Source organism: Vibrio coralliilyticus ATCC BAA-450 (genome assembly GCF_000176135.1).
Taxonomy (GTDB): Bacteria; Pseudomonadota; Gammaproteobacteria; order Enterobacterales; family Vibrionaceae; genus Vibrio; species Vibrio coralliilyticus.
Genome location: NZ_ACZN01000015.1, coordinates 34,475 through 59,830, shown reverse-complemented (window position 1 = coordinate 59,830; position 25,356 = coordinate 34,475). Strand labels below are relative to the sequence as shown.

The following is a 25,356-nucleotide window of genomic DNA, read 5'->3' as shown; positions in this document are numbered from 1 at the left end:
CAATGAGTAGTGAGTCTGCGCTAGAACGGAAACTTGCCAGAGAGATTGCTGCACGCAAGCAAGCTGAGTTGTTGCTGGAGCAGAAAAGCCTCGAACTTTACGAAGCGAATGAACACCTAAAACTGGTTCTTACGCAGCTTAAAAGGCAAACACACAAAGACTTGCATAAGCTAGCGTTCGAGGAGCAAATTAACGAAACTCTGATTCATTTTGGACGTGCTTTTCTCAGTCGCACCTTGGATGATGGTTTGCTTTCTAATCTTCTTGAACGACTCGATTCCTCATCTGCGTTGACCGAATCGGGTTTGTTTCTAGCGACCGATATTGTTTCAACGATTCACGATAGCCGCTTCGGGCACGCGCAAAGGGACAAGGTAGATGAGATCAAGCCCTATGCATTTTGGGAAGAAGACAGAGTATCTCTTCCGTTAGAGATTGATCATAAGGTGGTGGGAGAGTTATCGGTACTCACAGAAGATCAAGACATCGAGGAGGAATTTGTAGTTAGTCAGATGCGCTTGGTCGCGGATTTGCTTTGCAGCGCCATCAGCCGACAAATTATGTTAACGAATACCCAAGAAGCTAGAGCCAGAGCAGAAGAATCGGAAAGAGCGACAAAAGAGTTTGTCGCCATGATTAATCATGAGTTGAGAACACCGCTAAATGGCTTGCTTGGTAGCGCTGAATTGCTCGCCGATACCTCGCTAGACGAAGAGCAGCGTACTTTGCTAACAAATCTGTCTCATACGGGGGATTTTTTAAGACATATCATCAACGATATTCTTGATTTCAGTAAGATCAGTGCGGGCATGATGGAGCTTATTCCATCGACTTTTGCTTGGAAAGAATTAACGAACATGCTTCAGGGCGTGTTTGCGAATAAAGCTCAGGAAAAAGGGATTCAGTTTTCAATTCACTCGGCTCCGGAAGTCCCCAATTTTCTGATAGGAGATTTCGATCGTATTTGCCAAATTCTGATTAACCTAGTCGGAAATGCAATCAAGTTTACCTCTGCGGGCTCTGTACAGGTTGAAGTCTTCTGGCAAGAAAACAACCTTCATATCTCGGTCAAAGATACGGGAATAGGGATACCAGAAGGAGCGAAAGCGATTCTTTTCGATCCTTTTGTACAAGCAGACAGAACCGCTAAACGTAATTTTGAGGGAACAGGACTAGGGCTGGCTATTTGTAAAAATCTTATAGATTTGATGAAAGGCGAAATCAGCTTTACCAGCCAGACAGGTGTTGGTACCCAGTTTAAACTATCCATCCCACTTAAAGTTGCCACTCAAGAGTCGAAGATCGAGAAAACCGACAGTGGTGTCACCAAACCGCTAGAAAGCTTGTCTATTTTAGTGGTGGATGACATTCGGATGAACCAAGTCATTATTAATCAAATGCTGAAGAAGTTATCGATCACCCCTGATATTGCCAGTAATGGCTTAGAAGCCATAAAAGCGGCGTCGGGAAGCAGTTACGACTTAATCTTTATGGATTGCCGAATGCCAGAAATGGATGGTTTTGAGGCGACCAGTTATCTTAGAGAGCAAGAATTTAGCCAACCGATCATTGCCTTGACTGCAGGAACGACACTTGAAGAACGTGAAAAGTGTATCCAGTGCGGTATGGATGACATTTTAACCAAACCTTATACCGCAAAAGATCTCAGATTGATGCTTGAAAAGTGGGCTTAACTTTCGAGCACAGGCAGAATTCTACACAGCTTGTCTAACGTTTCCTGATACTCAGCGTCATTTTCACTGTCTGCGACTAAACCGCCTCCAGCCCAGACATAAATCTGATTATTTTCTGCGATGAGAGTGCGTATCGTAATGCTGGTATCCATTGCGCCATGGCGGCTGATATAACCAATACTACCGCAATAGGCGCTGCGTCTATGAGGCTCTAACTCTTCAATGATTTCCATAGCACGGATTTTGGGTGCACCAGTAATGGATCCTCCCGGAAAACTGGCTCGTAACAGATCAGCAGGAGAGTAGGGTGAATCCAGCTCTGCCCGAATGGTGCTCACTAAATGGTGAACGGCAGGGAAGCTCTCAATATCAAACAACTTAGGTACATGCACACTTCCTGGCTTCGCCACTCTGCCGACATCATTGCGCAGCAGATCGACGATCATCAAGTTCTCAGCCTGATCTTTATCTGCATGGGCGAGCTCATATGCTGAAGCTGCATCCTGAGTAGCATCCAGATGGCGTGGGCGAGTACCTTTGATTGGCTTAGTTTCAATCTGTCTATCATGAACTTGAAGGAAGCGTTCTGGTGAGACACTGAGGATTGCACTGTGTTCAGTGCGAACGAATGCTGAAAATGGCCCTTTATTGTAGGATTCCAGTTTTTGATAGGCTTGCCACTCGCTTCCTGAATACTTTGCCTGAAAGCGCTGGGCAAGGTTGATTTGGTAGCAATCTCCAGAGCGCAAATACTCTTGTACGCTGGCAAACTTTTCGCTGTAACTCCCTTTAGTCATGTTTGACTGCCAAGTACTTTGTAGAACAAACTCGGTTTGAGTTGGAAGAGACTGAGAAACCAACCAATCGTAGTGGCGCTCTACCTCTTCGCCTACGACAAATGCCTGCTGTCGCTTGTGATCAACGATCACTGCCCATTGATACAGACCAACAGCCATGTCAGGAGTTGTTAGGTCTTGTTGTGCAATTTGAGGTAATCGCTCGACACGTCGGCCAAGATCGTAAGCAAAGTAACCTAGCGCTCCTCCCACAAATGGAAGTTCGCCAGAATAGCTTTGCTCTGGTAACCACTGAGTTTGCTGCTGTTCGAGCAAGGTAAAAGGATCACTGTCAGAGTCAAAAGTCTCTTGTGGAGTGACAACTCGAGTGGTGTTGCCCGATGTGGTCAATGTTACCAATGGATTAGCAACCAAGATGTCAAATCGGCTGTCGACATGGCTCTCTGATGCGGAACGTAACAACATTGCCCAAGGCTTAGATTCTATGGGGCTAAAAAGCTGCTTGGATAGCTCTGGGTGATAGTTAATCGGCTTGATTTCTAAGCAATTTGGCGCGTTGTTATTCATTTGTTTAATTTGTGACAAAGAGTTCGTTCACTGCATGGCAAGAGAGGGAAACCAAGAGTATCATATTGCGAACTATCGCCGCTACATTGACGTTTTATAATAAAAAGGTGATGTCAGTCTTCTAAACTTGCTTATATAAGCAAACGTTTTGATAGCGGTATAAAGGAAGCATAACTATAACGAGGCATGCAATGACGGTAATTCGCAAGCAAGATGTGATCAGCAGTGTCGCTGATGCACTTCAGTACATTTCGTACTATCACCCTCTGGACTTTGTTCAAGCCCTGGAAAAAGCCTATCACAAAGAAGAAAGTCAGGCGGCTAAAGACGCTATGGCACAGATTCTGATTAACTCCCGTATGTCTGCAGAAGGTCACCGACCGATCTGTCAGGACACTGGTATCGTGACCTGTTTTGTTAACATCGGTATGCAAGTTCAATGGGACTCGACCGATATGACGGTACAACAGATGGTCGATGAAGGTGTACGTCAGGCATACACCAACCCTGACAACCCGCTACGTGCATCAGTACTTCTTGACCCTGCGGGCAAGCGTATTAACACGAAAGACAATACGCCGGCGGTTGTACACATCAATATGGTACCGGGCAATACGGTTGAAATCCAAATTGCAGCCAAAGGCGGTGGTTCGGAAAACAAAACTAAGATGGTAATGCTTAACCCATCAGATGATATTGCAGAGTGGGTAGAAAAAACCTTGCCAACGATGGGCGCAGGTTGGTGTCCACCGGGCATGCTGGGTATAGGTATTGGCGGTACTGCGGAAAAAGCAGCGGTACTGGCAAAAGAATCTCTAATGGAACACATTGATATTCAAGAGTTGATCGAACGTGGTCCAGAAAACGCTGAAGAAGAGTTACGTCTAGATATTTTCAACCGTGTCAATAAACTTGGTATCGGTGCACAGGGCCTTGGCGGTTTAACTACCGTGGTAGATGTGAAGATCAAAACAGCGCCAACACATGCTGCTTCTAAGCCAGTGTGCTTGATTCCAAACTGTGCGGCGACAAGACACGTTCACTTCACATTGGATGGCTCAGGTCCTGCGGATCTTACACCACCTAAACTTGAAGAGTGGCCAGATATCACTTGGGAAGCGGGAGCAAACACTCGTCGCGTGAACCTTGAAGAGGTGACTCAGGCAGATGTAGAACAGTGGAAGACCGGCGAAACCGTTCTGCTGTCTGGTAAAATCCTGACAGGTCGTGATGCTGCTCATAAACGTATTCAGGGCATGCTAGAAAGTGGTGAAGGGCTGCCTGAAGGTGTCGACTTTAAAGGGAAGTTTATCTATTACGTAGGCCCTGTTGATGCAGTTGGTGACGAAGCGGTTGGTCCGGCAGGCCCGACTACATCAACTCGTATGGACAAGTTCACCGATATGATGCTTGAAGAAACAGGCATTATGGGCATGATTGGTAAAGCAGAGCGCGGTCCTGCGACGGTAGAGTCGATCAAAAAGCATAAAGCGGTTTATCTGATGGCAGTTGGCGGTGCGGCTTACCTTGTGGCAAAAGCGATCAAGAAAGCACGCGTTGTGGCGTTTGAAGACCTAGGTATGGAAGCGATTTATGAGTTTGAAGTCGAAGACATGCCAGTGACCGTTGCTGTAGATTCAACTGGTGCTAATGCTCACCAGATTGGTCCTGATACTTGGAAAGTGAAAATTCAGGAAATGGAATCTCAAGCCTGATCTTTGTGAGAAACGGCTGAATTACATAGCAAATATTTGATGAAGGTGCGGCAGAGGCCGCGCCTTTTTTTATATACTGTTCTCTGCATTGAAGAACTTCAGGAGCATTCATGCCTCGATTTATTCAAATCTTACAGCTAATCATTGCCGTGGTTGTAGGTGTTTTCATCGGCTACGATATTGTCCTTCACGGCATCAGCATCTTTAATCAAAAGTACGTAATGATCACCTGTGCTTTGTTTGTATTGCTGGAGATTGCGTTGTTTGTCATCTACAAGCTGATTGAAGACGACTAGACACAATGCAATATGTGATACCCAAGTGACATACTAAGCCTCTGATTTATATCGGAGGCTTTTTTATTCATCTTTCATTAAGATTACAATGGTTAGGATAATCTCGTGTTCAAAACAAAGAGACAGTAAATGAAGAGTATTACTCAGGAAGTGAATGATTTTATTAACCGCAGCGTCGATTCTCATGTGCGTGTCGCGGTGACTGGTTTATCTCGTGCGGGGAAAACGGCGTTTATCAGCTCCTTGGTGAATCAGTTGTTGCACACTTCCACTCACGACAATCTTCCTTTACTGGTTTCAGCACGCGATAAGCGCCTAGTGGGTGCGAAGCGTGAACCCCAAGCCAATATGATGGTGCCACGTTTTGCCTACGATGAAGCGATGGAGCATGTGTTCACGCAGCCACCAAAATGGCCCGAGCCTACTCGCGATGTGAGTGAAATTCGTCTTGCAGTGAAATACAAGCCGACGAGAAAGTCCAAAAAGTTGTTTGGCAGCACATCAACGCTGCACATCGATATCATTGACTATCCCGGTGAATGGTTACTGGATCTCCCTTTATTGGATATGAGTTTTCATGAGTGGTCACAGACGCAATTCGCGGCTCTTAAAGGTCAGCGTGGAGAGTTGGCAAAAGAGTGGTTAGCCAAACTTGAACAACTAAACCTAGCAGATGACGTCAACGAAAGAGAGCTTGAGGCGATCGCGCAAAGCTACACCCAGTATTTACATGATTGTAAGGATACTGGGCTGCATTGGGTTCAGCCGGGCAGGTTTGTCTTACCTGGTGAGCTAGAAGGCGCGCCAGTCTTGCAGTTTTTTCCTTGCCGCTTTGATGAAGAGAGCAAAGCCAGCAAAGACTCCAATTTAGCCATGCTAAAAGCGCGGTATCAGGAGTATCAGCAAAAAGTCGTGAAAGCCTTCTACAAGCATCATTTTTCGACCTTTGACCGCCAGATCGTCTTAGTTGATTGTCTACAGCCCTTGAACGCCGGTTACGAGTCTTTTCATGATATGCGCCATGCGATTGAACAGATCATGCACAGCTTCCGCTATGGCAGAAGCAATATGTTAAAGAGATTGTTTGCCCCGAGAATCGATAAGATATTGTTTGCAGCGACTAAAGCCGATCATGTGACGCCAGAGCAGCATCCAAACCTAGTTTCTTTATTGCAGCAGATGGTGCATCCCGCTTGGCAGACAGCCTCTTATGAAAACATCGAAATGAGTTGTATCTCCATGGCGTCTATTCAGGCAACTAAAACAGGTTTCATCAATCGTGGTACCGAATCAGTTCCCGCTATTCAGGGTATAACCCTTGATGAACAACCAATGACAATCTTTCCTGGCGAAGTTCCAAAAAAACTGCCTCAGAAGAGTTTCTGGCAAAACGAAGGGTTCGAATTTACTGCTTTCCGGCCACTCCCTAGCTCGATAGATGATCCTCTGCCCCATATTCGTATTGATAAAGCGCTGGAATACCTGATTGGAGACAAGCTGAAATGACCGATTCTCAAGATGCAAAGCTAAAGCAAAAACAAGTCTTCACTCAAACATTGGAGCAAGAGCCTATGGGGAGCGACCCGGACTTGACCTCCCAAATGCAGTTTGAAGAACAAGAAACCTTTATACCAACGGCAATCAACTCAGAAGAAACGCAAAGCGAGGCTGAAGAAAAGCTGGAGCAGGTGATTCGACCTAAAACAGGGCGCCGATGGTTAGCGAGCGGGTTACTTACGGCGTTTTCTGGCTTGGTTGGTTGGCAAGCCATAGACAGTATTATTACGTCTGTTCAAAGTTCTGATTGGCTAGCGCTTGGCTGGGCTGGTTTTATGTCAACGTTGGCTGCGTTAGGAGTCGGGGCAATTGGAAAGGAGCTATGGAAGCTTAGAACGTTACGTCGTCACTTTTCTATTCAAGAGCAGAGTGAAGCCTTGATAGAAGCAAACAGCGTTGGGCAAGGTAAAGCGTTTTGCGAATCTATCGCGAAGCAAAGTGGCATTAAGACAGAATCACCAAGTTATGATCGTTGGACACACAGTGTGAATGCCTCTCACAGCGACGCCGAAGTGCTCGACATGTATGACGCGATGGTGGTGAGTGAACAGGACAAAAAAGCAACCAAAATCGTTACGCAGCATGCAACGGAATCAGCCGCTTTGGTGGCAATAAGCCCACTGGCTATTGCAGACATGCTGCTGGTGGCATGGCGCAATTTCAAAATGATCGACAGTCTTGCCGATGTTTACGGTGTAGAGCTTGGATACTGGTCTAGGTTGAAGCTGCTCAAAGCGACGTTGATCAATATGGCGGCTGCAGGTGCCAGTGAAATAGCGATAGATGCCAGCATGGATCTGATGTCTATGGATCTAGCAGGAAAAGTCTCCGCCAGAGCAGGGCAAGGGCTGGGTGTTGGCATACTGACCGCAAGGCTTGGGGTCAAAGCGATGGCATTGTTAAGACCAATACCTTGGCACCCAGATAGAAAGGTGAAATTGGGTGCGGTTCGAAAACAGATTGTAGAAAAAATCGCCTCTATAACAATCAAATAGTGCGAATGTGAAGCAAGTAATGTCGGTTTGCTTGACGAGGATCTAGGCTTAAGGGAAACTACTGTCAACTTTTCCTGACACCTCAGACTAGGGATTTAATCAGTGCGTTTAGAAGTGACATGTGAAGACAGATTGGGGCTTACTCGTGAGCTGCTCGATATTCTGGCTTCTAAAAATATTGATTTGCGAGGGATCGAAATCGACATTACGGGCATTATCTACCTGAATTGCCCAGATATTGACTTCGATACTTTCAGTGAACTCATGGCAGAGATACGTCGTATATCAGGTGTAAGAGACGTAAGAAAAATTCAATTTATGCCGATGGAAAGGCATAACACCGAACTCATCTCCCTGTTGAACAATCTTCCCGAGCCAGTATTGGCCATCGATCTGAAAGGTAATGTTGACATGGCTAACCATGCAGCGCTAAGCCTGTTCAGCTGCGAAGAAGAAGAGATGATTGGTCACCAGATAGGCACCTTGCTACCAAGCTTCAACTTCTCCAAATGGGTGGAAGGCAAAATTACCCGTCAGCGGGAAAATATCGTTATCAGTGGTCTCGATTACATCATGGAGATCATGCCGGTCTATATTACTGATGAATCCAACGAATCGATTCTCGCCAGTACGGTAATGATCATCCGCTCATCTCAAGAAAAGTCGGCGTTAGAAGATTCATTACCTTTACACAATAACCTTGGTTTTGAACACTTTGTCGGTGTGTCTAATCGACACAAGGCACTGATGAGCCAAGCTAAGAAGCTGTCGATGCTTGAGCAGCCACTGCTGATTCAGGGTGAAACAGGTACGGGTAAAGAAATGCTCGCCAGAGCGTGTCATAATCGTTCTCACCGAGCTGCCGCTCCGTTCTTAGTCTTGAGCTGTGCATCCATGCCAGATGATGTAGCGGAGACAGAACTGTTTGGTCATGCTCCCGGTTCATTCAATCATGAGCAAGGCCATAAAGGTATTTTTGAACAAGCAGATGGTGGTACCGTCTTTTTAGATGAAATTGGCGAAATGAGCCCGCACCTGCAAATCAAATTACTGCGCCTGTTACAAGATGGTACTTTCCGTCGCGTAGGTGCTGAGCAGGAGATCCATGTTGATGTACGCGTGATTGCTTCAACGCGCCATAATCTAGCCGATTTGGCAGAGTCGAAATCCTTCCGAGAAGATCTTTTCTACCGCCTCAACGTACTGACACTCAATATTCCGGCACTGCGCGAACGTTCTAACGATATAGGCCCGCTGCTGGATCTATTTGTTGTTAAATACGTTAAGCAGTTAGGCATCATGAAACCTGAGCTGGAAGAAACACTGGTTGATCAACTGGTGAATTACCAATGGCCGGGTAACATGCGTCAGCTAGAAAATATGGTGCTCCGCGCGTTGACTGAGCTGGATTCAGATACCTTAACGATCGACTTGTTCCACCTGCCTCAACTAGAAAGCCCAGCTTCGACAGGCCCGACAATTAACCTCGACGGTTCGTTGGATGAAATCATGAAAGACTATGAGTCGCAGGTTTTGGAGCGACTTTATCAGTCTTTCCCATCCAGCCGTAAGTTAGCAAAACGCCTTAATGTTTCTCATACCTCCGTGGCTAACAAGCTACGTGAATACGGAATAAGAAAAAACTAAATGGAACGACTCAGTACTCCTCAGCAAGTGTTTGAGCAGGATGGGGATATCATCCTGCGCACTGCAGAACCAACAGACGGCCAGCTCATCTCTGACTACTTCATTGCCAATCGTGCGCATCTGAAACAATGGGAGCCACGACGCGAAGACGCCTTCTTCTCTGAATCAGGTTGGACGCAGCGTTTGATCAAGCTCAATGAGTTGCATCGTATGGGTTTAGGTTACTACCTGATCATTATTGATAGAGAGTCGGGAGAGATGTTAGGGACCGTCTCCTTTAGCAACATTTCGAGATTTCCGTTTCATGCATGTAATCTTGGCTATTCGCTTGGTGAGAATGCGCAGGGAAGGGGCGTGATGACACGGGCATTGAAGATGGCCGTGAACTACATGTTTAGCATCCAGAATATTCATCGGATTATGGCGGGCTACATGCCACGCAATCAACGCAGTGAGGCGGTATTGAATCGTTTAGGGTTCAAGCAAGAAGGGTTTGCAGAGGACTATTTACTGATTGATGGCCGCTGGGAAGACCATAACCTGACATCACTGATTAACCCCAACTGGAAAGAGAGTTAAGCATGAGTAAATTAGAGCAACAACTGGCTTTATTGATGGAGCTGGATCAACTGAAATCTGTTTTGAGACGCACTCGAGTCAAAAGTGCTGATGGCCGTCTTGAAAACAGTGCAGAGCACAGTTGGCATGTTGCTCTAATGGCGATTCTCATGGAAGAACACGCCAATGAGCCGGTGGATATTGCTCGTGTCGTTAAGATGTTGTTACTGCATGATATTGTCGAAATCGACGCTGGCGACACCTTTGTTTACGATGTTGCCGCGTCAGCAGTACAAGAAGAAAAAGAGCTTGCTGCTGCTCAGCGATTATTCGCGATGTTGCCTGAAGAGCAGGGAAAAGAGCTGCTTGAGTTATGGCTAGAGTTTGAGCGAGCAGAATCGGCAGACGCCAAATTTGGTAAAGCACTTGATAGGATCATTCCTATGTTGCTTAATTATCACAACAACGGTCAGAGTTGGCAGGAGCACGGAGTGACTCGTGAGCAAGCTCTGACGGTGAATAGAAAAATAGAATATGGCTCACAAGCTTTGTGGGATAAGGCTCAACAAGTGATTGAAGAAGCAACCCAGAAAGGATGGCTAAAAGCCTGAAGATGCCATAACGAGGAAAATGAATGTCGTATCTCACTTTGGATGAATACCAAAGAAAATGGATTTTCACTCACCAGTCTATGCCTGTTCCTGAGCAGGATTTAGCACAGATAAAGCCAATGACTCAGGCCAGAGCGGCGCAGCTTTGGAAAGAGAACATCAGTGCTCAAAGCCCAGATGCAGAACGCTTGAGTTCAGGTGACTGGCCAATGAAAGACTCTAATTGGAAAGAGAGTTTGGATTGGATGGCTGCCTGGGAAGCTGATGAAGAGGCGTTGCCTGAGGGAGTAGCTGAGTTTATCGATTGGCAAGATGACGTAACTGTTTATTTTTGTTATGAAAAATACAATGTTATTGAAACCAAATGGAGTGTATTTAAGAAGCACTGGAAGAACTTTTTGTTTTACGATGATGGCCCAATTCTAATTGGTCGAAGACGAAAAGAAGCCTTGTGGTTCGACTCCGAAGGTAACGTTAAACTCGGACATCGAGATTAAAAAGAGCAGCCGTAAAGGCTGCTTTTTTTAATGTTTTTCATCAGACAATGGTGACTACATTACGCAAGTTGAGCAGAAGTTTATGTGCACTATGACCAGACATATTGTAAGGATCGAACTTTGAACTAGTGGAGTATTTGAGATTCACAGGCATAGTAGAGTTCATCTCGGGAATATAACCCATGCTCCAGTCACTAAATTCGCGTTCAGCAACTTCTGAATAATCTAGCAGCAATATGTTTTCATGCCTTGGGTCGTTTAGAATCTGGTGGTAAATTTTATTGACTTGAGCTCTCGAACCTTCGAGGCATTGCAAAAAGTAATTACGGTTAAATAGAAGCAAACCTGTTACGTCAACCAGAGAGTTGTTTTTTCTCGCCACATCAAGAATATTCTGAATATCGGAATCTGTAATCCCTTTTGTTATTGTGCTCGTGTAAACCAATCTGACTAGGAACATAGTTTTCTCCTTTTCGTGTTAGGTTATTGTCCCTCAGCTTTAAGTATATGCAATAAAACGCACGCCATAGTATTAACGTCTATAATGTGATTTAACGAACTAAGTCTATTTAGGATCGGTGGATGGAAGCTAAGATTCTGAACTCTGTTGTCGAAATCACTGAGCAAAGAAACTCGATCTCTCTTGGCCATTGTCTGGTTGCAACTCTACTTGAAATGATGCCCATTGAGTCCATTAGCCTGACCCATTACCTATCCAACACATCTATTGTTGTCGCCAAAGTATTCAGAAATAGCAAACAAGAAGAGTATCAATGGACATACGATCAGGCGCCAGAGCAGTGTTACATGCATGATCATAAAGAAAGCGCATTTAACGTTACAAAACCACAAACGTCGAGTTATATATGCCGTTATCCAATCCCGATTTCTGAAGAGAGCTCGGCATTGTTGCAAATTGAAACCGAGGCTGACCCTGTAAAGTTTGAGCTATTGATCGATGGCTTTGCCAAGATATATCGCAACTATTTGATGGTGTTGCATGAGAGTGAACGGGATAAGCTGACCGGGCTGCTCAATCGAAAAACACTCGAAGAACGCCTATCACATTGTTTTAATCTGTCCGTTAATCAAGATTCCGGTTTGTATGCCTGGGTCGCTATTATTGATCTCGACTTGTTCAAGAGCATCAATGATACCTATGGTCATATGATTGGCGATGAAGTGCTATTAATGTTTTCTCAGCAGCTACAGAATTTCTTTTCTGGTTCAGAGCAATTGTTTCGATTTGGTGGTGAGGAATTTGTCGTGCTACTGCCACCTCAGGAAAAGAAACAAGTGCTGAAAGAACTGGAGTTATTTCGCAGGCACATTGAGTCATTTCGTTTTCCACAAGTAAATAATATGACGTTTAGCTGCGGAGTCTGTGCTATCTCCAGACACGAGTATTTGCCGACAATTTTAGGTCATGCTGATGTGGCACTCTACAGTGCAAAAGAACACGGTAGGAATCGAATCGAGTGCTATGAAGATCTTATACTCGGAGCAACTGAACCTGGTGATAATGATCATTTGGATGACGTAGAACTGTTTTGAAAGATCAATTTTGATCAAGTAATTTGTTGAATTGTAAAGATTATACCGATGAATAAAATGTGATTTAATGCTCAAAAATGCTTCATATCTTTGCGCAATTTATGTAATTTGCTATCATTTTTGAGACAAATGGTTTGAGTCACCATTTTATATCGGTTTATAGATAGAGACTTAGGGAATAGTAGTGGATACAAATATATCTCAATTACGCAAAGATTTTTATGCTCAAATAAGCTCGCTGCAAGCTTATTCTTTGCCACAAACTAAACCAACGCTTTCTCTGTTAACTGAAGAAGAGCTTCAGGTGCTCGAAGCTCTTTGGATTGAGCTCTCTATGTGGAAGAAAAAGCAGAACCACTAAATTCTATTATCTGACCAGTTTCATAAAGAACCTCACGAAGTAAATTCGCTGAGGTTTTTTATTGTCTTAAATATAAATTGTTATATTATAACAAAAAGTGATCTGACCATTGATTTCTCGGATATCAATCCCCATAGTTAGATACATAAGAGATTTCTAAAATGATAGAAATAGAAGATAGCAAGATTCAAGTGAGTAGGGATATGGCGGAAGTTAGAGCCAGAGTAGATTTTAAAGTCGGTAAAAACAGTGATATAGAAGCGGAGCTTCTTTCTTTTAAAGGACTCAAGACCGACAAAGAGCATGTAGCCATCATTTTCAAACAAGCCGACAAGACTCAGTCCAGCCCTTTAGTTCGCTTGCACTCAGAATGCCTGACAGGTGATGTTTTCCATTCTTCTCGATGCGATTGTGGTGAACAGTTGGATGAGACGATTAATAAAATGGGTGAATCAGGCGGGATTATTCTTTACTTGCGCCAGGAAGGTCGTGGTATCGGCCTTTACAACAAGATTGACGCGTACAAATTACAAAGTGAAGGTCTGAATACCTATGAAGCGAACAACCATTTAGGCTTTGGTGATGACTTGCGTGATTTTACGGAAGCGGCGCAAATGCTTAAAGCGTTGGATGTTAATAAGATCCGTTTAATCACGAATAATCCGAAGAAGATCCGTGAACTGAAAGAACATGGCGTTGAAATCGAAGATACTGTCAACACCTCTGCGCATATTAAAGATGGTAACGAAGGATATCTTAAAGCTAAGGTATCACACGGAAAACACGATCTTAAGCTCTAGCCCAATAGCAGCCTATGTTGATAAAAGCCTCACTTTTGTGAGGCTTTTTTGTATAACCCTTGCAAAAAAAATGTAAGTTTGTATTATCTGCGCCTATAAGTGTAAATGAGAATAATTAGCACTTATTATGCAGAATAATTATTAAGCTCAACAAGGATGCTTTTCAATGAATGTAAAATCACTTTTAGCGCGCTCTGTTGCAACTTCTCTCGTTCTTGCTAGCAGTTCTGTTTTTGCAGCGAACGTGACAAAAGAGCAAGTAGTAGAACACTACGCAGATGTTGCTCACGCAGTATTTGCCGATGCACTAACAACTGCTAAGACACTAGACCAATCTATCGAATCTTTCCTTGCAGCTCCATCTGAAGCCAAGCTTGCTGAAGTAAAACAAGCTTGGCTTGACTCTCGCGTTCCGTACCAACAGTCTGAAGTATTTCGTTTTGGTAACGCGGTTGTTGATGATTGGGAAGGTCAACTAAACGCATGGCCTCTTGATGAAGGCCTAATTGATTACGTATCAACTGATTACCAGTATGAGCTAGGTAACGAAGGCGCAAGCGCAAATATCGTTGCAAATAAGCAGCTAACGATTGGTGCAACTAAACTTGACGTTGCTCAACTGACTCCAGAAGCGATTGCTGATCTGAACGAGGTGGGCGGTTCTGAAGCTAACGTTGCATCTGGTTACCACGCGATTGAATTCCTGCTATGGGGTCAAGACCTAAACGGTACTAACGCTGGTGCTGGTGAGCGTGCTTACACTGACTTCGTTGTTGGTAAAGGTTGTACTAACGGCAACTGCGACCGTCGTGGTGAGTATCTAAAAGCAGCGGCTGACCTATTGGTTCAAGATCTACAGTGGATGGAAAAACAGTGGTCTTCAGATGTAAAAGGTAACTACCGTGAAGAACTTCTGAACGACTCTGCGGACAACGGCCTTCGCAAAATGCTATTCGGCATGGGTTCTCTATCTCTAGGTGAGCTTGCTGGTGAGCGTATGAAAGTCGCTCTAGAAGCAAACTCTACTGAAGATGAGCACGATTGTTTCTCTGACAACACGCACAACTCTCACTACTACAACGAGCAGGGTATCTACAACGTATACACTGGTCTGTACAAACGTGAAGACGGTACGCTTCTATCTGGTCCTAGCATCGCAGATCTTGTAGCTCAGAAAGACAAAGCCGCAGCGAAAGAGATCCAGAAGCAATTCGACGTAACACGCTCTCAAGTTGGTCAACTTGTCACTTCTGCTGAAAAGAACGGTCAGTACTTTGACCAGCTAATTGCAGCAGGTAACGCGCAAGGTAACGCATTAGTAAACGAGACAATCATGTCTCTAGTTGCTCAGACTTCATCTATCGAACGTGCGGCGAAAATCGTTGGTATCAACAGCCTGAACCCAGATACAGCTGACCACGAATTCTAAAAACAATTAAATAATTTTAAGGGCTCTTAGTGAGCCCTTTTGCTGTTTCTATAACCACACTTTTAATGAGAATATTTCTTAACAAGGTGTTGGTCTTTACCCGAGAACTATTGGTATGAAGTTGTATAAAAAGTCCATATTAGCCTCTCTAATACTGGTGAGTGCTTCTGTTTCTGGTTATGAAATGAAATCTGGCGGCGGTACCGCGGTTAAGAAAGAGGGCGCAAATGCTTATTCTTTGCCTGCCGGAAACCTGCCAATGTCTAAGCGACTGGATTTTAGTGTTGGTAACAGTTTTTTCCGTAACCCATGGGTACAAGCGCCGGCTTCTACCGATGCCCGTGACGGCTTAGGGCCTCTTTTCAATACCAATGGTTGCCAAAACTGCCATATTAAAGATGGTCGTGGCCACCCACCAGAAGAAGGGGACATTCATGCCGTTTCCATGCTAGTGCGTTTGAGTATTCCTGCGATGACACCAGAGCAGAAAAAAGCTTTCATCAAAGATGGTGTGATCCCTGAACCAACGTATGGTGGTCAGCTACAAGACTTTTCACTTCAAGATCAAACTCCTGAAGGACAGATCAACATTACGTACACAGATGTACCAGTGACCTTTACCGACGGTACAAAAGTAGTACTACGTAAGCCCAACCTGAAAATTACCGATTTAGGTTACGGCGAGATGCACCCTGATACCCAATTTTCCGCCCGCGTTGCTCCGCCAATGATTGGCTTGGGGCTATTAGAAAGTATTTCTGACGAAACGCTGCAAACTTGGGCAGATGAAAATGATGCTAATGGCGATGGTATCTCAGGTAAGGTGAACAAAGTTTGGGATGTACAGAAGAATGATTTCGCCATTGGTCGCTTTGGCTGGAAGTCTGGGCAACCTACGCTGATGCAACAAAATGCTGCAGCATTTAACGGTGATGTTGGCCTGACCAGCAACCTTTTCCCGAATGAAAACTGCACGTCAAAGCAATCCATTTGTGCTGAATTGCCAAATGGTGGAGCTCCAGAAGTGAGCGACAACATTCTCGATTTCGTTGAATTCTATTCTCAGCACTTAGCCGTACCGATTCGTCGTAATATGGATGATCCGGAAGTTAAGCTTGGTCAGAACTTATTTGCCAAAGCAGGTTGTGATAGCTGTCATAAGAGCGAAGCGAGAACCATGAAACGAGAAGGCCTGCCAGCTTTGTCGAATCAGAAAATTCATCCTTACACCGATTTACTGCTTCATGATATGGGTGAAGGACTTGCAGATAACAGGCCTGAGTATCTGGCGAATGGACGCGAGTGGCGAACTGCGCCATTATGGGGTATCGGTTACACCGAAGAAGTAAACGGCCATACCTATTTCCTTCATGATGGCCGAGCTCGTAACCTGATGGAAGCGGTGTTGTGGCATGGCGGTGAAGCTGAGCCCGCGAAACAAACCGTTCTCAAGTTCAATCAAAAAGAGCGCGATGCATTGATCGCTTTCTTGAATTCATTGTAAGGAATCACGATGAAGATCTTTTCTTTATCAGCACTGGCTGCCTCGATGATGCTACTGGCTGGCTGTCAGTCAACCAGCAGCACAGTGCCTGTCGCTCAGAAAACCTCTCATCCTAGTCAGGGTGTTTATCAAGTAGAGTTTGCCGCAGCGCACACTTTCTCTAATCAAGCTGATAAGCTGGCCGCTCAAATGGCAGCTTATTGTGCGGACGCGACGGAATTGGAGTCACTGAAGTCACAATGGCATCAAACCATGGTTGCTTGGATGGCTCTACAAGGGCAGGAAAGGGGGCCTGAAAAGGCACTTGAGCAGAGCTGGAATATTCAGTTTTGGCCAGACAAGAAGAATACGACGGGTCGCAAGATGACTGCACTGACGGGCCAAAGCAAGACTTGGACGCAAGCACAAATTTCACAGCAGAGCGTGACGGTTCAAGGTTTAGGCTCGGTAGAATGGCTGTTGTATGACCAAGCCTCTTCTTTGAGTTCATCACAAGCTACCTGCCAAACCGGTATTGCAATCGCAGAGAACATTGCTGCGAATGCTGAGACCATTGCTACGGCATGGCAAACTAACCCTTGGGTTGAGCTGGATGAAAAAGCATGGACGTCTGAGTACATTTCTCTTCTTTCTAATCAGCTTGAATACAGCATGAAAAAGATGAGTCGTCCTTTGGCGAACTTCGGTAAACCAAGACCGTATTTCGCTGAGTCCTGGCGCTCGGAAACTTCCATGCAGAATCTCAAAGCTAACATTGAAGCGATGCAGGCGTTGTACTTAGCGGGTGGTAACGGGCTGGATAAACTGCTGCGTGAGCGTGGCAAAGTACAGCTTGCTGACAGCATCGCTCAACAGTTTGATACTGCATTGGAAACATGGCCAACCGATGAAAGCTTGTTTGACATGCTGCAGACAAAAGAGGGTTATCGCAAAGCCTACGCTCAATACAATAAGCTGGAGCAGTTGAAGTATCTTATCCACGAAGAAGTGGCGATTGAACTTGGTGTCGTAATAGGGTTTAACGCAACTGATGGTGACTGATAACACAAGAAGAAACCTTCTCAAGGCAGCGCTGTTCGGCGCTGCTATGCCTTTGCTGCCTTTCGGTTGTGCGAGCACGTCAGAGACATTGGGTCAGCCGTCACTGATCGGTTGCTCCTTATCTGGTCGAGACAAGTACTCTGCGGTAGTCGCGGATGAGTTTGGTCATCCGATAAGACAAGTTCCTCTTCCTGCAAGAGGGCATGGAGTCGCAACAAATGCGAAACTTAACCATGCGGTGGCGTTTGCTCGTCGTCCGGGTACGTTTTTCGTAGTTTTTGACTATGTGACTGGCGAAGTGATCAAATCCTCAGCCGCCCATTCCAATCGTCACTATTATGGTCATGGCGTGTATTCAAACGACGGTAAGTGGCTGTACGCAACAGAGGGTGAGCGTGGTACCAGCCGAGGCATTATTGGTGTTTACGATGTGTTGTCTGGTTATGACAAGGTAGCAGAGTTTACCAACTTTGGCCTCGGGCCTCATGAAGTGATTGCCATGCCAGATGGCTCTCTGGCAATTGGTGTTGGCGGCGTTCATACCAATGGCCGACAGCCGCTCAACATTGCAACTATGAAGCCTAGCTTGAGCTACCTTAACTCCAATGGTGAACTGACAGAGCAGGTGGCTTTGCCAGATAACCATTTGAGTATTCGTCATCTCGCACATGATGGTGACAAAACTGTCCTGTGCGGTCAGCAGTACCGTGGTGAGCCTGATGAGTACCCGTCTCTTTTGGCAATGCATACTCAAGGTGGTCAAATGATCCCGCTGGAAGGGGAACCTGAACAGTGGGCAAGATTTAATCATTACATCGCGAGTATTGCGGCAACGGATGAGTGGATTTTAGCCACATCACCTCGCGGAAACTGCTATGGAATCTGGTCTAAGCAAACCAGAAAAATGGTTGAACTAGCCTCATTGCCAGACGCTTCAGGTGTCGTCGTACAGAATGGCTTTTTCCGAGTTAGCTCGGGGGCTGGCGGCGTGATCACGCAATACTCACCTGAAGAGAAGAAAAAAATTCAGTCGGGAATTCAATGGGATAACCACTGGTCGATGATTTCTTAGCTTACTTCATTGTAAAGCTTGGGAAAATTAATATTCTCATCAACATTTCATCCTAGCCTCTTATTTCTCTGCCATACTTTGATCTCGGGCGATTAGATTGGAGAGTAAGATGGCTAGACTTAACCCCCTTCTATTACTGCTGATAATTATTCCTATTCCGACTTGGGCCAGTAGCTATTTTGAGCGTATTGGGTGGTTGGAGCCAGACAGTCATGTCCTTCGGGTCCTGCAATATTCCAAAGATGTCGAACACATTTATCAGAGCAATCACAACCAATTGATCTGGTTTGATCTTCAACAAAGCACTCGGCTTGAGTTCCAACTTGAAATCATCACCAGTGCGGGGTTCAGCCCTCTGTTTGCCCGTCAATTGAGATACCTTGAGTACTATCGTAAGAGTAATCGCTGGCATGAATATGACCTTCTTGCCACCGACACTTTGCTTCTCTACATTAGCTACGCTGAGCAAGCGAAACTGCTTGGTTATGACTGGTTCTTCGAATCCAAATTGTATAAACCTTTACCTAAACTGAGCCAAACCAATTTAATTGCCGTTGCTGTGGCGGTAGATCATCAGCAGCTCAGTGAGCTAATAGAAGTCTATACCCCAGACAGTGACGACTACCAAAAGCTGATCGACAGCTACTTACATGTTGTGAAGTTTGAAGAGCTGAACTTGCCTAAGTACACCCAAAGAGGGCTAAGGCAAGTCGGGGACAAACTGAAAAACCGAGAAGTTCTGTTGGTCAGAATGGAAATGGTAGATGTCGATTTGTCAGATGTACGACGGGATGTAAATTGGTATGACGTCACTTTAGAGACCGCTGTAAAACAGTTCCAACGCCTTCATGGTTTAACGGACGATGGCATTATTGGCCCCGATACGATTCGTTGGTTGAACATCAGTCCGAGTGAGAGGTTATCTATACTGGCGCTCAATGCCGAACGTGGCAGGTTATGGCCGATCGAACGAGACACCATCATTGTGGTGAATGTGCCCGGGTTTGAGATGAAGTATTGGTACTCAGGTCAAGAAGTGTTTGAGTCTAAGGTGGTTGTAGGGCGTAAGGGCAGGCCAACACCGATGATGACGACTAAGCTGGATTCATTGATTCTTAATCCTACTTGGAATGTGCCGTGGAAAATCATGGTTGAGGATATCATCCCCAAAGTGAAAGAAGACCCTGAGTATCTGGTTCGCCAGAATATTACGATTGTACCTAAGTGGGGATCGAAAGAGTTGATTAACCCAGAGGACATTGATTGGCAGAACATGCGCCCCAGCGCGTTTCCGTATCGAATGACGCAGCTTTCAGGAAACAACAATGCGCTCGGCCTATACAAGTTTAACACCCCTAATCGCCGTGCGATCTATCTGCATGATACACCAAGTAAAAATTTGTTTGATGAGGCCAGCAGGGCATTCAGCTCAGGTTGCATTAGGGTTGAGCATGCGGATCAATTTGCCACGCGTTTGCTAGAGAGCCAAGGCTTGGATATGTCGACGCTGGACGAAGAAGAGTTGGCGGCAAACAAATCGATTCCGCTCAAACAGCGTGTGCCGGTGCACATCATCTACCAAACAGCTTGGTCAGAGGGCGGCAAGATCCATTACAGGGACGATATATACCGCTGGGATCGTTTCAGTTACGGTAAAGGGTGAGCCTGACCAAAAAATAACATTTTCTCACAACAAAGTTTTTTATTAATAAGGTCAAGCAGTAAGCAAATTTCTATGCTCAGAATCTATCTATGAGCATGGTTTATGCATTTGCACTTCATATTAGAGTTAGGTAGTGTCGCCGTTCGACACGTTTCCATCAACGATTTTATGAAGGCTGTTCACCGTGGATTTTTCTCGTAGAGATTTTATTAAGTTAGCTGGTAGTGGTTTAGTTGTAGCTAGCTGCGCTCCTTCTCTTGCTTTCGCCGCTCACCCAGATCAACCTCGCGCATTGGCCTTTAATAACCTCCATACAGGGGAAGAGCTCGAATCTTGCTACTTCGATGGTCGGGACTATGTAGCAAACGAACTGAGTCGCATTGACAACATTTGCCGAGACTTCCGCCGCAATGAAGTCCATGAGATGGACAAATACTTGTTCGATCAGATTTCGCTGATTCAATCTGAGCTTGGTGTTGAAGCAGAAGTTCAGATCATTTCTGGTTACCGCTCTCCTGCCACCAATGCAGCGTTACGCTCAAAATCAAGTGGGGTGGCGAAGAAGAGCTACCACATGCTAGGGCAGGCGATTGATTTTCGTCTTGACGGTGTCAATCTGAAAAAAGTCCGCGACGCTGCGATTGAGCTTAAAGCGGGCGGTGTCGGCTATTACCCTAGAAGCAATTTTGTCCACATTGATACTGGGCCAGTCCGCCACTGGTAAGCGTCTTCATATAAGACAAGGTTGTCAAAAACCTTACCAAATGTCATAGTTTCGCCAGTTTAGATATTCAGTAAGGTTTCAATATGTCTCTGAAGTACCAAGTTGTTCCTGTCACTTCTTTTTCGCAAAACTGCTCGATTGTATGGTGTGATGAAACCATGGAAGGCGTAGTGGTTGATCCCGGCGGCGACGTAAAACAACTGGCGGCACTGATTAAAGAGTTGGGTGTTAAGGTCGTCAATTTGGTTCTGACACATGGTCACTTAGATCATGTTGGTGGCACAGAGTCTTTGTCCGCTGAGCTGGGCGGTATTGAAATTGTTGGCCCACACAAAGATGACAACTTCTGGCTTCAAGGCTTAGCTGGGCAGAGCCAGATGTTTGGTTTTCCATTAACTGAAGCATTCGAACCGCAAAAGTGGTTGAATGATGGCGATACCGTAGCGTTTGGTAATCAAATACTCAATGTTTACCATACTCCAGGCCATACACCAGGTCACGTGGTGCTATTCAGTGAAGAAGCTAAGCTTGCCTTTGTTGGTGATGTGTTGTTTAACGGTTCAGTCGGACGCACAGATTTTCCTAAAGGTGACTTCGATACTCTGATTAACTCGATCAAAACCAAACTTTGGCCTCTAGGTAATGACGTTCGATTCGTGCCGGGCCATGGTCCTGAATCTACCTTTGGTAGAGAGCGTGCATCCAACCCATTTGTGGCGGATGAAATGCCACTTTACTAATTACTGAAAAAGGTCGCCTCGCGCGACCTTTTCTTATATTGCCTGTCATTCCATTATTCGTATTCTTCTTCAGGCTCAGCAGCGGCAAGATAGCGTCTTGCAAGTCCGACAAATTCTTCTGCAGAACGGTCTAAGTCATGTGCGGAAATGAAAATGTCGTAATCAAAGTAACTTCTCTGATAGCGCATTCTATTGGCAAGCATGGCTTGTAGTCCTGAATACTGTTCGCCTTGCGTATTTTTATACGGCTTGGAATCCAAAACTATATCCTCAAATTGGGTACCTTGCTGGCTCTGTTTGGCCCCAAGATACAGCAAGGCTCTTTGGCTAAGCAGAATCTCCGTGGCGATTCGAGGGCAAATACTATCGAGGTATGGTGAATAGTGCTTGAGTTTAATTCCGATCCAAGGCAGAGGCTGCTGCCATCCTTCTTGATCATAATGGCAGATGCCAATCTTGCTGACATTACTCCATTTTACCACCCAACCGCCTTTGAACAGGTGCTGCTGAAAGTGGGTGGCTGTTAATGTGTAGGAGACGGTGCTTTTGAGAATCAACAGGTAGCCAAATCCGAGCATAGACAGGATAGCGACCAGCGTCAAAACTGCCTGCTGGAAATCTGGAGAAAACATTACAAGAGAAATCAATACAATAGAAGCTATAGTCGCAAGGATTTTGGCAATCGGTGAAGATAGCCGAATAGGTTGATTGGTAAGATGCAATGTCTGCATTTACGACTCCTTGGCGATAACTTAAACCTCTGTTTATATATTCAGTAGTTATGAAAAGGATCATAATTGGTACTGATTAAATTGTAGCCTGATGACAGCATATCACGCATTTTTGCTCGATAAAGCCCCTCATACCCTGTAAATGGCCGCATTTTTTTGGTATAAATCGCGCTTCAAATTTTCACCACTGCTCCGTATGCAGTGAAATGGAGAGAAACTCGATGAGACTTGCTCATAAGCGTAAAGTGCAGATGAAATTGCAAAAACGCGTTAAGGCGACTGTTGCCAATGTAGAAGCAACTAAGAAAGCTAAGCCTGTAGTTGAGAAGAAAGTAGCTGTAGCACCAGCAGCGGAGAAAGTTGTTGCGGCTAAAGAAGTTAGCGTTGCACTAACTCCAAAACAACAACAAGTACTAGACATTGTTGTTGCTAACGTTGAAGGCATCAACCCTAAGGGTATTGGCCTAGCGGCGGGTCAGGAAGAAGCGAAAGCGGCTTCTTGGGCAACTGGCGCACTGAAAAAACTACTAGAAGAAAACCTGGTAGCAAAAGAGCAGTTAGCAGGTAACAAAGTTATCTACAAAGCAGTTTAATTCATACTGTTAGCGACCTCTTTTGAAATAGCAGACACCTCTGCTTCTTCAGACGAATAGAAGAACCTCGATGCCTATCGGGGTTTTTCTCCATTCGGACCTTCCTTTTTATTGATTTATCATTATATCTATCAATATTTAACATTTGTCACATTTATAAAATCTTTTACTCTATATCTTCCACGCATCGTTCTCTACGTATTACTCCAAACTTATAGTGTCTCAATTTTTTATAAGTATTTGAATCTTAGTAAATTATAATTTTTATATCCTTTATCCTACGTAGTAATACGTAATTCTAAGGTTGAAGTATATTTGGGTTTGTTAATTTTTCTCCGTGTTCGCGCTGATTTCCTATTTCTCGTAGATAAACCACTCTGTAATGGAACAGAAGGTAACTGGAAAGTTGCTGAATCTAACAAAGGACGTGAACATGAGTCTAATCAGACAATCTTTGAAACGAGTACTGAAAGGTACGGCTATGGCAGCAGCACTAGCTGTTGCTGCGACATCAGTGAATGCTGCTGAAAAAGTGTACCGCTTGAAGCTGGCGGAAACTTGGGGCCCAAACTTCCCAATCTTTGGTGATGCAACCAAAAACATGGCGAAGATGGCGGAAGAAATGTCTAATGGCCGCCTTCAGATTCGAATCGACTCTGCAAATAAGCACAAAGCGCCACTGGGTGTGTTTGATATGGTGAAATCGGGCCAGTATGACATGGGGCACTCTGCGTCTTACTACTGGAAAGGTAAAGTGCCTAATACGCTTTATTTCACCTCAATGCCATTTGGTATGCTGCCGACAGAGCAATACGCCTGGTTCTACTACGGCGGTGGTATGGAGTTAATGGAGAAAGTCTATTCACCTCATAACCTGATGTCTTTCCCTGGAGGTAACACAGATACTCAGATGGGTGGTTGGTTCCAGAAAGAGATCAACTCTGTTGATGACCTAAAAGGTCTGAAAATGCGTATCCCTGGATTTGCCGGTGAGATTCTGGCGGAGCTGGGTGCAAAACCAACCAACATCGCACCGGGTGAGCTATATACCTCGCTTGAGCGCCGCACTATCGATGCACTTGAGTGGGTAGGGCCATCACTTGACCTACGTATGGGTTTCCACAAGATTGCACCTTACTACTACACAGGTTGGCATGAGCCAGGTACAGAGCTGCAATTCCTGATCAATAAGCGCACTTGGAACCGCCTGCCTGACGATCTGAAAGCGATTCTTCAGGTTGCCATGAAGACTGCGGCTTACGATATGTACACTCAGTCTAAACACGAAAGTGGTAAGAACTGGGCGTCAATCAAGTCTGAATATCCAAATGTGCAGGTGAAAAACTTCCCAGCGGAAGTCATGACAGCACTTCGTGAAGCTAACGAGCGTCTACTTAAAGAACATGCTGACAAAGATGAAATGGCAAAAGAGATCCAAGCGTCTCAGGCTGCTTACATCGAGCAAGTTCGTCCTTGGTCTGACATCTCGCACCGCGCATACCTAAACAGTCAGGCACAACAATAATCATAAAAATTCGTTGCCAGTTTGATTGAGCTGGCAACGAGAAGCCCAAGAAAACTCTCTTATAATTTGAAGAGTCTATAACAAAGCTCCGCAGGCTTCGGCCAAGCGGAGTTATTTCAAAGTTCCATGGAGTAGGGAATGAGAAATCTAATCTATATAGAGCGCATCTTTAATCGCTTCGGCGATTTCCTAGGATGGCTGTCGAGTATCCTGTTTATCTTATTGCTCGCAAATGTCGTTTACGATGTGGTGATGCGCTACGTGTTTAACGATGTTTCCATTGCATTTCAGGAAATGGAGTGGCACTTGTTCTCTGCCGTATTCCTTCTGGGTGTACCTTATGCCATTAAAGCGGGTGGCCATGTCAGGGTAGACCTTTTTTACGAGCGTTTGTCTCATCGAGCACAGGCGATCATTGATTTAATCGGTACCATCGTTTTTCTTTTTCCGTTTTGTCTGCTGGTGGCTTGGTACGGCGTTGATTTCGCTAAAGAGAGTTTCGCCCTAGGTGAAACGTCTGGTGACCCTGGTGGCTTACCCTATCGCTGGGTAATTAAAGCCATGATTCCATTGTCGTTTATGTTTATGGCAATAAGTGGTGTTGGATTACTGCTTCATTCTCTCAATAAGATTTTTAACCCGCATTTAATTTACGCCAACTCAACAGAGCAAAAGTAAGGAGACA

25 protein-coding genes are annotated in these 25,356 nt (G+C 45.0%); 22 read left to right on the top strand and 3 right to left on the bottom strand.

Annotated elements, in window-relative coordinates; translation table 11 throughout:
• The first annotated feature begins 2 nt into the window (after nt 1-2).
• Nucleotides 3-1,694 carry an ATP-binding protein gene (locus VIC_RS07780; RefSeq protein WP_006958891.1) on the top strand — a complete coding sequence of 564 codons (1,692 nt, stop codon included), beginning with the start codon at nt 3-5 and terminating at the stop codon, nt 1,692-1,694.
• Here the strand turns inward: VIC_RS07780 and pabB are convergent.
• Entirely contained in the window at nt 1,691-3,076 is a 1,386-nt protein-coding gene (gene pabB, locus VIC_RS07775) for an aminodeoxychorismate synthase component 1 (RefSeq protein WP_006958889.1), read from the bottom strand. The genes VIC_RS07780 and pabB overlap by 4 nt on opposite strands.
• A gap of 173 nt (nt 3,077-3,249) precedes the next feature.
• Between pabB and VIC_RS07770 the strand changes: the two genes are divergently transcribed.
• From VIC_RS07770 to VIC_RS07735, 8 genes are all read left to right on the top strand, one after another.
• Nucleotides 3,250-4,773 carry a fumarate hydratase gene (locus tag VIC_RS07770; protein WP_006958887.1) on the top strand — a complete coding sequence of 508 codons (1,524 nt, stop codon included), beginning with the start codon at nt 3,250-3,252 and terminating at the stop codon, nt 4,771-4,773.
• 110 nt (nt 4,774-4,883) lie between these two features.
• Entirely contained in the window at nt 4,884-5,069 is a 186-nt protein-coding gene (locus VIC_RS07765; protein WP_006958884.1) for a hypothetical protein, read from the top strand.
• Between the two features lie 129 nt (nt 5,070-5,198).
• Nucleotides 5,199-6,575, top strand: a complete 1,377-nt coding sequence (locus VIC_RS07760; protein WP_006958882.1) for a YcjX family GTP-binding protein — start codon at nt 5,199-5,201, stop codon at nt 6,573-6,575.
• Nucleotides 6,572-7,621, top strand: coding sequence for a YcjF family protein (locus VIC_RS07755; RefSeq protein ID WP_006958881.1), 1,050 nt, complete (start codon nt 6,572-6,574; stop codon nt 7,619-7,621). Before VIC_RS07760 ends, VIC_RS07755 begins: the two co-directional genes overlap by 4 nt.
• Before the next feature lie 102 nt (nt 7,622-7,723).
• Nucleotides 7,724-9,268, top strand: coding sequence for a transcriptional regulator TyrR (gene tyrR, locus VIC_RS07750; RefSeq protein ID WP_006958879.1), 1,545 nt, complete (start codon nt 7,724-7,726; stop codon nt 9,266-9,268).
• Nucleotides 9,269-9,847 carry a ribosomal protein S5-alanine N-acetyltransferase gene (gene rimJ / locus VIC_RS07745; protein ID WP_006958877.1) on the top strand — a complete coding sequence of 193 codons (579 nt, stop codon included), beginning with the start codon at nt 9,269-9,271 and terminating at the stop codon, nt 9,845-9,847.
• Nucleotides 9,848-9,849: 2 nt separating this feature from the next.
• Nucleotides 9,850-10,437, top strand: a complete 588-nt coding sequence (locus tag VIC_RS07740; protein ID WP_006958875.1) for an HD domain-containing protein — start codon at nt 9,850-9,852, stop codon at nt 10,435-10,437.
• Nucleotides 10,438-10,460: 23 nt separating this feature from the next.
• Entirely contained in the window at nt 10,461-10,934 is a 474-nt protein-coding gene (locus VIC_RS07735) for a DUF2947 domain-containing protein (protein WP_006958872.1), read from the top strand.
• A gap of 40 nt (nt 10,935-10,974) precedes the next feature.
• Here the strand turns inward: VIC_RS07735 and VIC_RS07730 are convergent, their stop codons facing one another.
• Nucleotides 10,975-11,394 (bottom strand): BLUF domain-containing protein, encoded by a 420-nt coding sequence (locus VIC_RS07730; protein WP_006958871.1) that lies wholly within the window; start codon nt 11,392-11,394, stop codon nt 10,975-10,977.
• A gap of 122 nt (nt 11,395-11,516) precedes the next feature.
• Between VIC_RS07730 and VIC_RS07725 the strand changes: the two genes are divergently transcribed.
• From VIC_RS07725 to VIC_RS07680, 10 genes are all read left to right on the top strand, one after another.
• A complete protein-coding gene (locus VIC_RS07725; RefSeq protein ID WP_006958869.1) occupies nt 11,517-12,488 on the top strand; it encodes a GGDEF domain-containing protein in 972 nt (323 codons plus the stop codon).
• Nucleotides 12,489-12,672: 184 nt separating this feature from the next.
• Nucleotides 12,673-12,849, top strand: a complete 177-nt coding sequence (locus VIC_RS26850; RefSeq protein ID WP_006958866.1) for a hypothetical protein — start codon at nt 12,673-12,675, stop codon at nt 12,847-12,849.
• A gap of 161 nt (nt 12,850-13,010) precedes the next feature.
• Complete coding sequence (locus VIC_RS07715) at nt 13,011-13,649, top strand: GTP cyclohydrolase II (protein WP_006958865.1); 639 nt, start codon at nt 13,011-13,013, stop codon at nt 13,647-13,649.
• A 166-nt stretch (nt 13,650-13,815) separates the two neighbouring features.
• On the top strand, nt 13,816-15,078 hold the full coding sequence (locus tag VIC_RS07710) for an imelysin family protein (protein ID WP_006958864.1): 1,263 nt from the start codon (nt 13,816-13,818) through the stop codon (nt 15,076-15,078).
• A gap of 115 nt (nt 15,079-15,193) precedes the next feature.
• Nucleotides 15,194-16,582 carry a di-heme oxidoreductase family protein gene (locus tag VIC_RS07705; protein ID WP_006958863.1) on the top strand — a complete coding sequence of 463 codons (1,389 nt, stop codon included), beginning with the start codon at nt 15,194-15,196 and terminating at the stop codon, nt 16,580-16,582.
• Nucleotides 16,583-16,591: 9 nt separating this feature from the next.
• On the top strand, nt 16,592-17,623 hold the full coding sequence (locus VIC_RS07700; RefSeq protein WP_006958862.1) for an imelysin family protein: 1,032 nt from the start codon (nt 16,592-16,594) through the stop codon (nt 17,621-17,623).
• Nucleotides 17,613-18,695 carry a DUF1513 domain-containing protein gene (locus tag VIC_RS07695; protein ID WP_039951610.1) on the top strand — a complete coding sequence of 361 codons (1,083 nt, stop codon included), beginning with the start codon at nt 17,613-17,615 and terminating at the stop codon, nt 18,693-18,695. Before VIC_RS07700 ends, VIC_RS07695 begins: the two co-directional genes overlap by 11 nt.
• A 109-nt stretch (nt 18,696-18,804) precedes the next feature.
• Complete coding sequence (locus VIC_RS07690; RefSeq protein ID WP_006958860.1) at nt 18,805-20,358, top strand: L,D-transpeptidase family protein; 1,554 nt, start codon at nt 18,805-18,807, stop codon at nt 20,356-20,358.
• Between the two features lie 184 nt (nt 20,359-20,542).
• Nucleotides 20,543-21,082, top strand: a complete 540-nt coding sequence (locus VIC_RS07685) for a YcbK family protein (protein WP_006958859.1) — start codon at nt 20,543-20,545, stop codon at nt 21,080-21,082.
• A gap of 83 nt (nt 21,083-21,165) precedes the next feature.
• Nucleotides 21,166-21,822 (top strand): MBL fold metallo-hydrolase, encoded by a 657-nt coding sequence (locus VIC_RS07680; RefSeq protein ID WP_006958858.1) that lies wholly within the window; start codon nt 21,166-21,168, stop codon nt 21,820-21,822.
• A gap of 53 nt (nt 21,823-21,875) precedes the next feature.
• Here the strand turns inward: VIC_RS07680 and VIC_RS07675 are convergent, their stop codons facing one another.
• The gene (locus tag VIC_RS07675; RefSeq protein ID WP_006958857.1) at nt 21,876-22,553 is read right to left on the bottom strand and encodes a DUF2982 domain-containing protein; all 678 of its coding nucleotides are present in this window, start codon (nt 22,551-22,553) and stop codon (nt 21,876-21,878) included.
• 221 nt (nt 22,554-22,774) lie between these two features.
• Here VIC_RS07675 and VIC_RS07670 point away from each other — a divergent pair, with 221 nt between their 5' ends.
• From VIC_RS07670 to VIC_RS07660, 3 genes are all read left to right on the top strand, one after another.
• The gene (locus tag VIC_RS07670; RefSeq protein ID WP_006958856.1) at nt 22,775-23,146 is read left to right on the top strand and encodes a hypothetical protein; all 372 of its coding nucleotides are present in this window, start codon (nt 22,775-22,777) and stop codon (nt 23,144-23,146) included.
• Nucleotides 23,147-23,579: 433 nt separating this feature from the next.
• On the top strand, nt 23,580-24,671 hold the full coding sequence (locus VIC_RS07665) for a TRAP transporter substrate-binding protein (RefSeq protein ID WP_006958855.1): 1,092 nt from the start codon (nt 23,580-23,582) through the stop codon (nt 24,669-24,671).
• 138 nt (nt 24,672-24,809) lie between these two features.
• Complete coding sequence (locus tag VIC_RS07660) at nt 24,810-25,349, top strand: TRAP transporter small permease subunit (protein WP_006958854.1); 540 nt, start codon at nt 24,810-24,812, stop codon at nt 25,347-25,349.
• The last annotated feature ends 7 nt before the right edge of the window (nt 25,350-25,356 follow it).